Source organism: Bifidobacterium thermophilum (assembly GCF_002846655.1).
GTDB classification, from domain to species: Bacteria; Actinomycetota; Actinomycetes; order Actinomycetales; family Bifidobacteriaceae; genus Bifidobacterium; species Bifidobacterium thermophilum.
Genome location: NZ_PCGX01000002.1, coordinates 56,010 through 68,481, shown reverse-complemented (window position 1 = coordinate 68,481; position 12,472 = coordinate 56,010). Strand labels below are relative to the sequence as shown.

The following is a 12,472-nucleotide window of genomic DNA, read 5'->3' as shown; positions in this document are numbered from 1 at the left end:
TTGACTTATCCACATCCCTGTCCATGTCATCCGTCCATGTCATCCGCACTGATTCCGCCCTCATTCCGGTCGGTTCCAGACGGGTTCCGTCAAGTCGCCAGGCGAAACGCGCCATCGAAACAACAAACGACCCGCTCAGCCTCCTATCAGCGACATCGCGGTCGGCACCACGCCAATCACAACGAACGCCGGCAGAAAACACAACGCCATCGGCAATAGAATCCGCACCGACAACCCCGCCGCCCCCTGCTCAATGGCATGGCGGGCGTCACGGTCGGCGCGTTGCACCGTCAATTCCAATCCGCGCACCGGGGAAGACCCATGCTCCCACGAATCACGCAAGCCCTCACGAATCAGCCGACACACCGAAATGCCGGCATCGTCCCCGATCCGCCACGCATCATCCCACGACGTACCCCGGTACAACCGTCGCGAGACCGTACACAGCGCGTCCCCGGTCAATCCTCCGGTCACCTCGCCCACCGCGTCCAACGCGCATGGAACCGATGCGCCCTTACGCAACGCGACCGCAAGCATCTGCACCACAAGCGCATCGCTCGGGCGTAGCCCCTCATCCGCAAGCCGGCGAGCCGCATCAATCCGGCCAATCATGCACGGTCCCGACCTACGCAGCATCAACAACAATGACACGCAACACGAGGCCAACACCGCAAACGCCACAGCAGCCTGCACACCCATCAGCTCCCCTTCCATCCCTGCAGCCCGGTTACGCTTCTTGTAAAGCCGAACGCACCATGGAACGCACCCACACGGCACCAGCCGCATACCCGGACAATCCCAGACACAGGCACGCCACACCGACAGGCGAACCGAGCAGAGTCTGCAACGGATGCGCGCCAAGCAGGGCGCCGAACCCCCAGGTGCCGAACGGCAAAACGAGCAGCAGCTTCACTGTTGCCTTCGGCATCGCACTCGCTTGGGCGACCAGCTGGTCACGGCCCACCGAGCGGCGGAACGAAGCGCTTACCGCTTCCAGGCAGGACCCCAGTTCGCAACCCAAGCGACCGCTCAGCTGCGCGACGACACACACTTCCGCCGCAATCCGCTCAAGATACGCCGACTCGCCGTCCCGAGCGTGGGCAGCGAGCGCTCGAATCACCGCAAACCGGTCCACGGCGTGCCCCGATAGGCCAGATAATCGGCTGGATTGACCTGACTGATCTGACTGGCCTGGCAATTGGCTCGATTGCCCCGATTGCCGCCCGGAAAGTCTGGAAAGCGAATCCTCCAACGTGCCTCCCGCACGCACCCCGGCAGTCAACATCGCCAGCGCCGCATCCAATCCCGCGGCGGCAGGCGGCTCCACTGCCCGACCATCAGCGGCATCGCGCAACCGCCATCGGCACGACACGCCATCCCACACCGGCAACATCAGCAACGCCGCACAGCAGATTGCGGCGATCAACGGCCACAGAATCATTATGCTTCCACCACCTTCAGCGAATGGCCCTGCCACGATGTCGCCGCCGACGCAAGCCAGCGTACCGCGAAATCCTGCCACCCCTCAATCGCGAGCGGCCGGCCGACACCATCCCATGCCAACAACGGCACCCCGACCAAAGCGCCGTGAACCACCGCAAGGGTGCCCACCTGCGCGATATGCCGCCCGACCGACGTACGCTCCACATGGATTACCGCATCAAACGCGTCCTGTGCGAGCATACCCAAAGCCCGAGCGTCAAGCCCCGCCAGCAACCCCAACGATATCAACCGTGCAGGCACACGCTCCACGCCATCGGCGTGCAAGGTCGTGGCTCCACCACGATGCCCGGAGTTGAACGCACGCAACAAATCAGCGATCTCCTCGCCGCGGCATTCACCCAACACCACACGGTCGGGGCGCATCCGTAACGTCGCCTTCACCAGCTCGGGCAAGCCCACCGCCCCAGCGCCCTCGACATTCGCCTCCCGTGCAACCAGCGACACATGATTGCCGCCGGAAACCGCCGCCAATTCGCCAAGCTCGCGGACTTCCTCGACGCTGACGATACGCTCGCCGATTTCGCAACGACCGAGCAACGCCTTGAGCAGCGTGGTTTTCCCAGCGCCTGTGCCGCCGGTGATGAGTATCGTGGCACGGCCGCGGACCAAGCCGTCCAGCAGGGCCAGCCATGCCGGCGGGAACATGCCGGAGGCACACAACGATTCCAATGTTGGCGGCAGGCTTCCCGGCAGACGAATCGAAATCGAGGCGCCTTGCGGCACAATCGGCGCGATGACCGCGTGGACGCGGATTCCGTCAGCTGTTGACGCGTCCGCAATCGGGCAAGCATCATCAAGACGACGACCCATCTGTGCGCACAGCCGCACGGCGTAATCGCGAACGACCTGCGGTGAGCGGAACGGCACGGCGATGCGACACGGAAGCATGCCCGCCCCGCGATCGGCCCAGACCCCGCCGTCGCAGGTCACCGCGATATCAGTGATCTGGGTGTCCTGAGCCAGCCATTGCAACGGGCCGAACGCGATGGACAATGCTCTGCGCGGCGCCGCGGGCGCGGGGATTTCCGGGTTTGCTGGGTTTGCTGAGTTTGCTCGACTGGCTGGGCTGGCCGGGCTTGCAACTTTGGCGCTTGCGTTGTTCCGGGGATCATCACGATTCATGCGATGTCCTCGTTGCGGCGAATTGAGCCGGCGCGCTTACTGGCGGCGGAGTCAGTGTGGTGGCCTCTGGTGTGGCCGTTGGTGTTGTTGCTGTCAGCGGGGCTGATGTTGGTACTGGCACTGGCGGTGATACTGGCGCTTGCACTGACACAAACGGCGAGACTGACTCTGACGCTAGCGGCGCTGTTGCATTCATCGCAGTCATCGCCGCTCCCCACTCCCCGTCGGCCTCGCCGACCCCGCCCGCCTAGCATCAAGCCACGATGCCACAGTGCGCAATGCTTTCGCATTCGCCCGGTTCGGCTTGAGCAAGCCGGTCCCCTCAAGTATCTCCGCGCACAACCGCGTGTCAGGCTGGATGTTGCACAGCACGTCGATGCCCAAGTATTCCGCCGCCTCGTCAACGCCGATCACACCACGGGCGGATGCACGGGCGGTCGGCGGCAGAACCCCGACCAGCGCGATATCGTCCTCTGTGACCGTTCCCGAAGCGGTACGATTGGCGAGCGCGGCGCGGTGATCGGACGACCGTCGACTGCCCCGGCCGGTCAACGCCTCGATGCACGCCTGCGCGCGGACCGTGCCAAGAACGGACAATTCAACCAGCAGAATCATCGCGGAGCCTTTAAGCGGCAACGGAATCGCCTCACCGGGAGAATACCCGGCACGCCCCGCATCGACAACCACCATGTCATACATCTCGGCCAGCGCGCAGACCGTCACAGCGATCTCCCAATCCTGCGGCATCGGGCAAATCCACGGGCGGCTGGACAGCACGTCAACGCCATCCCACGTGGTAAGCCGGCGACGCAAGGCAGCGCCGTCCACCTCGCCCAGCGGAGCCGTGACGGCATTGAGCAGGACGCCAAGCTCGCTTTCCATACCAAGCAGGACATCCAGTCCGCCGCCGGACAAGTCAGCGTCTACCAAGGCGAAGTCCCTGTCGTCGTATAGGCCGTGCAGTGTTTGCGCGAGCAGCGCCGCGAAGGTGCTCGTGCCCAATCCGCCGCTCGCCGACAGTACAATCGCCGCATTCGGCGCGCGATACACCGGCGACGGGCATGGAACGCCGAACGAATCAGCCCCGGACCGGTAGGGGACGTTGACCGCCGCGTTAGGGCGGGCGACCTGCTGAGATTGGTGCGTATTCATGTGTGTTGTATGTGTCATATGCGATGTATGTGATGTCATACCATCCAATCGAACACGGTATGGGCGCTCGAGCGCCACTTCGAACCGGGAATGTGGTCGAAAGATGATTCCCGCGGTGTGGCTGGGTTTCTGGCTGGCGTGCGGGCGATTGTCCCTCACGTGATGCCGATGGTTTCGCGCGTCTCAGGGTCGCTTGGTATCGCGAATCGGGACGGACCGCAAGTGATGATGCTCTCACGCGTTGGCGGATGGCGGAGTCAGGCTGCGGACGGGAGCGTTTGCAATCATCTGCGGTCCGCACTGGTGGTTTGACATCGGTATCTTGCGTATTTGCGGTACTTGATGATGCCTGGCAACGTGCATCTCGCCTTGCTGTAGTACCTCGCGGATTGCATCTGCGTTATCTGTGTGCGAATAGGTCCGATACCGCGAGTACGACCCGCGGAATTTCAACGACGCTACTTCGGGTCTCGGGCGCCGATGAACACAGATACGCAAGATACGACCGGGCAAGTACTACAGATACCGCAGATACCCGCTCCGAGCGCATGGTATCGCGGTGTATCAAGACCGTTCCCGAGGGTTATAGGACAAAATGTGTATCCGGTGGTGGGTCAGTCGGGGTGCCGTGGCATTGGGGGCATCACGGAGTGCCCGTTCCACCAATCTGGCACATTCGAACCGCCCGTATGCCTTGCGCCGCAACAGGTCCGCGCTGATTCCGGACACACACTCTGGCCGCGCTCGAAAGTGACGGCATGAGGACTTAAAACCGCGACACGCCTGACAGGACAACCCCTCACACCCAATTCCGGCCAACCACCCAAACTAGCTACGCTAACGACCCTCCCAGCGTAACCAGTTTGCAGAAGGGACGGCGACAAACGGACACCACCAAATCACCAGACACGCAAACCGGTGCCGGCCGACCATCCCACCACCCAAACTAGTTACACTAACGACCGCCCCAGCGTAACCAGTTTGGGAAAAGGACTGCAGCAGGCACACACACCGCCCAGCCACCGAAACACTGAACGTACACTGGCCTATTGCTTGGGGATACGATCGAACAAGGCCTCGGACAAACGAGAAGGCCCGCCGAAGCGGGCCTTCCGTACAAGGCTTAATGAGCAGAATCTCTTCACAACACCATCGTTGTAACGGTAAGTCTTTCCAATGCCCGTCCAACGTAACAACCTTTCGTGGCTATACACTACTGTGGGCTTCTGCTCTCTTAAGTTTTCCTTGTACTTGTTATTATGCCCCGATTCTTGCAGCTCGCAACCCGATATCGCATCTGCGGCGGTATTGTTCGTTTATTTGCGCAAGTGTTCGACGGCACATCCAAACGCGGCAATCTTGCGGATTCATGTGCATATCGAACCGGTTCGCATGTGCGATTATGTGCGCACCGAAAGACACGCCGGTCGCACCAGTCCGGCAGCCCTTCTCCCAACCAACCATATCCGCACAAACCAGTACCAGAACGCACATTCTGTTCCACCATTGACGTCATCGGATCACTACAGCAATCAGCGAGGCGCGAGACGGCATGCTCTGCCGACCACCGAGCTATCCGTCACTCGATTCTTTGCCGACAGGTCGGGGATATCGGCAATCTCACGTATGTGAAGACATACACCATGTGCCGAAACCAAACGCACCGACGCTCAATCGCACCGGAACCTCCAAGTCATGCATGCCATGACATACGCAGACCGACAGATATGAACACACAGCAATTACAAGTCGCCGGATACCTCAGTCCTGCAATCAATCTGTCGCACCACAGGCCGATACCGACCGCCAAGTCCCAGAACACCCCGTGCAACGCCCGCCATGCGACCCGTCAATCGCACCACAACCAGGTACCATCCAGCAACCACCGCACCCACCCCACCCGCAACACGCCGAAATGTAAACACCGGCTAAATTTTCCTGACTTTGCCGCGACAACTCCCAGCCAAGTGCCTAGAGTAGTGGTATGGCACAAATTTTTGACGCACCCTCGAAGGCGATTCTGCGCAGCCAGATTGCTGAGCACATCGCCGAGACAGACAAGAACGACAAGCGGGAGACCCAGGAAGGCGAGCAGCCGCTGCCGCCAGACCGGTTCTTCGACCGCGAACTCAGCTGGCTGAAGTTCAACAAGCGCGTCCTCGAGCTCGCCGAGAACGAAGACGTTCCGCTGCTCGAACGCGCCAATTTCGGCGCGATCTTCGCCTCCAACCTCGACGAGTTCTTCATGGTCCGCGTGGCCGGCCTCAAGCGCCGCATCGACACCGGCATCGCTGTCACCTCGCCGAGCGGCCTGAGCCCGCGCCAGCAGTTCCGCGCCATCAGCGAACAGGCCCACCGCCTGCAAGACGAGCACGCGCATTACATCATCGACCATATCCTGCCGGCGCTCGCCGATCAGCATATCGTCCTGCTGAGCTGGGACAAGCTCACCACCGCCGAGCAGGAGCGCCTGTCACGCTACTACCGCCAGCAGGTGTTCCCCGTGCTCACCCCGCTCGCCGTGGACCCCGCGCACCCGTTCCCCTACATTTCCGGCAACTCGCTGAATCTCGCGGTGCTCGTCGAGAATCCGACCAGCGGCAAGACTCATTTCGCCCGCGTGAAGATTCCGGGCAACCTCAACCGTCTGGTCCCGGTCGACGATCTGACCGATGAGGAGAGCCGCGAGGAACGCTACGGCTTCATCACGATGGAGAACCTAATCATCGCCCATCTGGAATCCCTGTTCCCCGGCATGATTATCAAGGAGGCGCGATCCTTCCGCGTCACCCGAAACGAGGATATCGACGTCGAGGAAGACGACGCCGAAAACCTGCTCAACGCGATGGAGAAAGAACTGCTGCGCCGCCGCTTCGGACCTCCGATCCGCCTCGAGATCTCCGACGCGACAAGCCCGTTCCTCTCCCAGTTGCTCGCCGACCAGCTGCGCGTCAGCGCCGACGAGGTCTACCGTCTTCCCACCCCGCTGGACATGACGGTTCTGTTCGAGCTGCAGGCCATCGACCGCCCGGATCTCAAGTACCGCCCGTTCATCCCGATCACCAACCGGCAGATTGCGGAAGTCGAATCCAGCCATGCGCAGGACATTTTCGCCGCCATCCGCGAGCGCGACATCCTGCTGCACCATCCCTACGATTCCTTCTCGACCTCCGTGCAGGCGTTCCTCGCCCAGGCGGCCGCCGACCCGAAGGTGCTCGCCATCAAGCAAACGCTGTACCGCACGTCCAGCAATTCGCCGATCATCGACGCGCTAATTGACGCTGCGCACGCCGGCAAGCAGGTCCTTGCGCTCGTCGAGATCAAAGCGCGGTTCGATGAGGACGCGAACATCATGTGGGCCCGCAAGCTCGAACGTGCGGGCGTACACGTGGTCTACGGCATCGTCGGACTCAAGACGCACTGCAAGCTCTCGCTCGTGGTCCGTCAGGAAGCCGATGGCCTGCGCCGCTACTGCCACGTGGGCACCGGTAATTACAACCCGAAGACCGCCCGCCTGTACACCGACCTCGGCCTGCTGACCTGCGACCCGGTGGTCGGCCAGGATCTGACCCGCCTGTTCAATCAGTTGTCCGGTTACGCGCCGAAGTCCAGCTTCCACCGTCTTTTGGTCGCCCCGCGTACCGTACGCACCGGCCTGATCCAGCGCATCCGCCGCGAGGAGGACGCTGCACGCGCCGGCAAGGAGGCATGGATTAAGATCAAGGTCAACTCGATTGTCGATGAGAAGACTATCGACGCGCTGTACCGCGCAAGCCAGGCGGGCGTGAAGATTGATATCGTCGAGCGCGGCATTTGCGCGCTCAAGCCCGGCGTTCCCGGCCTGAGCGAGAACATCCGCGTGCGTTCGATTCTTGGCCGCTTCCTCGAGCACAGCCGCATCTACGCCTTCGCGAACTCCGACGGCCCGCAGATCGGCGAAGGCCCGATTTCCGGCCCTGAGGTGTGGATCGGTTCCGCCGACCTCATGCATCGCAACCTCGACCGTCGTGTGGAGGCGCTTGTACGCATCACCGCGCCGGAGCAGGTGGAGGAGCTCATCCATTACGTCGATTTGCAGATGGCCGACTCCACCATTTCGTGGCATATGCAGCCTGACGGCGCATATGTGCTGCATTCGCGCGATGAGGAAGGCCGGCCGCTGGTCGATTGCCAGGAATACCTGATTCACAAGCATCAGCGCAAGCCGGGGACCAACACGCTCGCGCACTGAGCCCACCCGGCGTAAACCCGCAGGAAATCAGGAAATGGGATGCGAGGGATTCGCCGCGTACGACACCCTTGCGATTACCACGACGATGATGGCGGCCGATTGCAACCGCTCGGCCGCCATCATTCATGTCCGGGCCCTGTTCGCGCGGGTTTCGCCGTCACGACCGCATCGGTAGCTGCATCAGCAGCCGCTTTCACAATCGTGTCCGCGTTCACGTCCAACTCGCATCCGCAATCGCATCCGCGCCGCGCGCAAACATCACCCGCGCGAATCCAAGCGCTCGCGGACGGTATCGTTGATAGTCAAGGGGAAAGGAATCAGTATGCCAAGAATCGTCGAAGCCGCGGGAGGTATCATCTACCGCCCGCAACAAGCCGCATCGGGCGTGATGAAGTTCTCCGATGACGGGAGACTGCCCGTCGGATCGAATCCCGCATCAGCGCTCGACGCCATCGAAGTATGCGTCGTGCATCGGCCAAAATACGATGACTGGAGCTGGCCGAAAGGCAAACTGGAGAACAACGAAACCCACAGGCACGCGGCGGTACGCGAAATGGGCGAGGAATCCGGCGTCGCCGTGGAATTGGGGGCGCTGATCGGGGACATCGAGTACCCGCTGGCGGATGAGGGCCGACGCAAGCGTCGCGTGAAAAACAAAACCGTCGACCAGAAACATGTCGTGTTTTGGATGGCGACGCCAATCACCGAAGAAGCCGAAAAGCGCCGTCACACAGCGCTTGGCCCGGTCCTGCCCGCGGACAAGGACGAAATCGACACGGTGGTGTGGGTGCCGGTATCCCGCGCGCGCAAACTGCTGACCCATATCCTCGACCGTACGATTCTCGACAAGTTCGTGGCTCTAGTCAAAGCCGGCGCAGCGCAAAGCCGCACGCTGCTGATTGTCAGGCATGGCAAAGCAGAGGCGCGCAAACAGTGGAAAGGGTTGGATGGCGACCGCCCGATTACCCCGCGTGGAGCCGCGGCTGCATTCGCGCTGAACCGCGAACTGGCGTGCTACAGCCCTGACCGTCTGGTCAGCTCACCGTGGCTGAGATGCATGCAGACCATCGAGATTTTCTCCTGGCAGACCGGCCTGACCGTTGACACGGCCGACGAGCTGACCGAGGATGCGTTCGCCGAGAACCCTGATGCGGCATGGCAGCGGTTCCGTAAGGAAATCGACCGAATGCTGGACACCGGCATGGACACAGCCATCTGTATGCACCGCCCGGTCATCGGCGGCATGTTCACTCATCTGCGCGGGATGTGCGCGTCCGAGGCTTTGGCAAAACGGCTCATCGCGAAATCGCCGTATATGCCCACCGGCAACGCGATTGCCTTGGCTATCATCGAAACGGGCGACGGCCCAAAAATCATCGATATTCAGAAAGTGAGCCCACTTGTCTACTGACTCCTCCAGTTCCGGATCAATCCAATCCAGCAGATCGGGGTTCCTCGCCTCACCGTCAGGCTCGGCGCGGCCAGCCCGTCCGGCGCAGCTCGACCCGGCTATTTTGGACCATCTGGGGGGCGGTCTCGACCCGGAGGTCATCAGCGAGATGAGCCACGCTTCGGCGGCGGCGCTGCTTGACCGCGTGCACCACACCGAAGATCCGCAGATTGTGCGGCGTGTCATCACGCTTGTGGATACGGAGGGCGTGGATATCATCGCGCAGCTATGGAGCAATGCGGAACCAGATTCCCTGCCGGGTATTCTGTGGCGCCTGTATCTGCTGCGCACATGGATGCAACGCAATCGTGAACAGATAGCGCGATTGTGGCGGCTCGGCGAACCGGTGGCGACCACGGCTTCCGCCATTGTGGGGGTCGATGAGACGCCGGATGCCGAGGATATCGCCCGGACCGCGGATTCCATTCTGTCAGGTGCGTTCACCGGTGATTTCGCCGTGGCGTTGGACCGGGCGAGCGCGTTCACCGATGTCATCGCCAATGGGTTGCGTGTTCAAGCGCACCGGATCACCGCGGCGCAGAAGGATGCAGCGGCACACGGCGGGATGCAAGGGGCACAAGAGGTGTCGCACGACGCGCAGACCCGCGCCGCACGGCTCATGCACACCGCGGCGAATCTGCTGACCACGTCGCGCGACTTCCATGAGGGCGCGCACCTGTGGCGTCGAGGGCGGTTGGAGTAACACAACGATTCAGCCCGTGCGGCGGAATCTGCATCTGCACGGAATAGGCACGAATGCGCACGCCACGCCGTGACAGAAAACCTCCGGATACCGCTATACTGGGCTGTGCGTCGAGCCGTGCTTAAGCCCCGGGCTCCATTTGTTGCCGCTGCGAGCGGCGTTTGCGCCGACAGGCGCTTTCACGGTCCGGCGCATTTCTTTCGTTTTCCCTTCTTCGCGACGGCCGCCGAATCACGCATCAACACAGGTTCTGCATCGTCGTCATTCGCCACGCCGTCGGACCGGCTCGCTCAATCACGCAGATGGCGGTAATCTGGGAAGCATGGAATTGCATGTACTCAACCACCCGCTGGTGGAACACAAGCTCACTGTGCTGCGTGACAAAAACACGCCGTCCAGCACCTTCCGCGAACTCATCTCCGAACTCGTCATGCTCGAAGCCTACGAAGCGACGCGCAACCTTGACGTGGTCGACAAGCCCATCGAAACCCCGGTCGCCCCGATGATCGGCAAGCACATCGCCGAACCGCGCCCGATTATCGTGCCGGTACTGCGCGCAGGCCTCGGCATGCTCGACGGCATGACCAAGATGATTCCGTCCGCAGAAGTCGGCTTCCTCGGCATGAAGCGCGACGAAGACAATCCGACCAAGCAGATCACCTACGCAAACCGCCTGCCGGAAGATCTGACCGGACGCCAGTGCTTCCTGATCGACCCGATGCTCGCCACCGGCGGCACGCTGGTCGCCGCGACCCACTATCTGGCCGAACGCGGAGCCAAGGACATCACCGCGATCAACATCATCGCGGCGCCCGAAGGCCTGAAGTTCGTGCAGGAGCAGATCGACCCGAGCATCGCGTTCAAAGTCGTCGTCTGCGCTGTCGACGAGAAGCTCAACGACAAAGCGTATATCGTGCCAGGTCTCGGCGATGCCGGCGACCGTCTGTACGGCGTTATTGACTAGGCAGTGTAGCGGCACAACCACTCACGAAACCTAAGAAAGCCGGGAATCCTCGCTGTTGCAAGGGTTCCCGGCTTCTCGTTTCCTGCGGTCCATTCCGACTGCGGTCCATTCCGGCCGGGAGTAATTCAGCCCGGCAGTGATGATGAATCGGCGGTTACGCCTTGTCGGACGCGCGTTCGGGGACGAAGGCCTCAAAGATGTGACGGTCGAACCACCGGTCGCTGATTTCCAGCTCCGCGCGGCTGCGAACTGTCCACGACACGGCGGTCGCGCCCATCGCGCGGGTGGCGCGCATCTGCGGAAGGTCGCCGCCTTGCCAGTCATAGGCCACAAAATCAGGACGACTCATCCAATCGAAACCGAGCAGGCCAGCGAACCAGCCCTTCCAGTCGGACTGACCCGGCTGCGGGGGCTCGGCGAGCTGACCGCGGCACACCTCCGGACGGTGCTTCCGATACCATTGCACCGCCGCCGGGTTGAAGGACTCGATCACATACTGGCCGTCATAGCGGCGCAGCAGCTCGTCGCCGCGCTGCATCAGGGCTTCGTCGCGCTCGCCCCACAGGGAGTTGTCGTCGAACTTGTACTCCACGATCAGCGGTACGCGGCCGTTGACCACGCGCAGAACATCCGCGAACAGCGGGACATGCTGGTAGTAGCCGTCCGGCGCGGTTTGCGGGGTGGACGGCTGCCCACCGGCGAAATCAATTCGCTCTGCGGCGGCGTCACCGGGGGCCGCTGGGGCTGGGAAGAGCGGGATCCTCGTCAATTCGTCATAGGTGAGGTCTTCGATTCTGCGCGGGTCGCCAGCCACACGCAGCAGGTCGCCGTCATGCACGACCACGACCTGGCCGTCACGGGTCAGCTGCAAATCAAGCTCAATACCGTACCCAGCCTCGCACGCCGCCGCGAACGAAGCCAAAGAATTCTCGGGCGCGATCGGACCTTCGACCGCTGGCGAGCCGTACCCCGCCTGCATGGCCATGCGGCGCGCCAACGCCACGTATTCACCGCTTTCCGCAGCGTACTGCTCAGTCAAGCCGGAACCGGCATCATGCAGACCGCGATGCGCGTACCATACGTGCGGCACGACGGGTACGAAATTGTTGCGTTTGTCATTGAACGAACGAGGCGCGATGGCCCATGCCGCAGCTCCGGCCGCGGCGGCGGCGCCGACCAGCAGATGCGTCAGTTGCTTATTACCGGACATGTTTCCTCCTCGTGGACATGCTTATTCGAGCCTACCGTACCGGCCGAACCAATATCGAGGAATCCGGTGAACGCAGCGTAACCATCCGACAAACCGTGAGAAACCCCGCCGCCGATCGCCCACCTAGCGTAGATAGT

The 12,472-nt window shown here is 62.0% G+C and carries 9 protein-coding genes; 4 read left to right on the top strand and 5 right to left on the bottom strand.

The genetic code is table 11. The annotated features are described in order from the left end of the window. Positions 1-135: 135 nt before the first annotated feature. The 4 genes from CQR48_RS01320 to CQR48_RS01305 form a co-directional block, all read right to left on the bottom strand. Complete coding sequence (locus CQR48_RS01320) at positions 136-612, bottom strand: type II secretion system F family protein (RefSeq protein ID WP_160264798.1); 477 nt, start codon at positions 610-612, stop codon at positions 136-138. Positions 613-727: 115 nt separating this feature from the next. Continuing rightward, a complete protein-coding gene (locus CQR48_RS01315) occupies positions 728-1,441 on the bottom strand; it encodes a type II secretion system F family protein (protein WP_015449750.1) in 714 nt (237 codons plus the stop codon). Next, the gene (locus tag CQR48_RS01310; protein WP_244898886.1) at positions 1,441-2,490 is read right to left on the bottom strand and encodes a TadA family conjugal transfer-associated ATPase; all 1,050 of its coding nucleotides are present in this window, start codon (positions 2,488-2,490) and stop codon (positions 1,441-1,443) included. The genes CQR48_RS01315 and CQR48_RS01310 overlap by 1 nt, the downstream gene beginning before the upstream one ends. A gap of 336 nt (positions 2,491-2,826) precedes the next feature. Next, positions 2,827-3,777 carry a CpaE/TadZ family protein gene (locus CQR48_RS01305; RefSeq protein WP_101451729.1) on the bottom strand — a complete coding sequence of 317 codons (951 nt, stop codon included), beginning with the start codon at positions 3,775-3,777 and terminating at the stop codon, positions 2,827-2,829. Positions 3,778-5,761: 1,984 nt separating this feature from the next. Here CQR48_RS01305 and CQR48_RS01300 point away from each other — a divergent pair. From CQR48_RS01300 to upp, 4 genes are all read left to right on the top strand, one after another. Beyond that, a complete protein-coding gene (locus CQR48_RS01300; protein ID WP_015449746.1) occupies positions 5,762-8,008 on the top strand; it encodes an RNA degradosome polyphosphate kinase in 2,247 nt (748 codons plus the stop codon). A gap of 322 nt (positions 8,009-8,330) precedes the next feature. Next, positions 8,331-9,419: an NUDIX hydrolase gene (locus tag CQR48_RS01295; RefSeq protein WP_033493779.1), complete on the top strand. Its 1,089-nt coding sequence runs from the start codon at positions 8,331-8,333 to the stop codon at positions 9,417-9,419. A 19-nt stretch (positions 9,420-9,438) separates the two neighbouring features. Beyond that, the gene (locus CQR48_RS01290) at positions 9,439-10,161 is read left to right on the top strand and encodes a hypothetical protein (RefSeq protein ID WP_180334499.1); all 723 of its coding nucleotides are present in this window, start codon (positions 9,439-9,441) and stop codon (positions 10,159-10,161) included. 322 nt (positions 10,162-10,483) lie between these two features. After that, positions 10,484-11,125 carry a uracil phosphoribosyltransferase gene (gene upp / locus CQR48_RS01285; RefSeq protein WP_015449741.1) on the top strand — a complete coding sequence of 214 codons (642 nt, stop codon included), beginning with the start codon at positions 10,484-10,486 and terminating at the stop codon, positions 11,123-11,125. Between the two features lie 154 nt (positions 11,126-11,279). On the opposite strand, the gene CQR48_RS01280 is transcribed toward upp, so the two are convergent. Further along, on the bottom strand, positions 11,280-12,335 hold the full coding sequence (locus tag CQR48_RS01280) for a glycerophosphodiester phosphodiesterase family protein (RefSeq protein ID WP_101451727.1): 1,056 nt from the start codon (positions 12,333-12,335) through the stop codon (positions 11,280-11,282). Between the last annotated feature and the right edge of the window lie 137 nt (positions 12,336-12,472).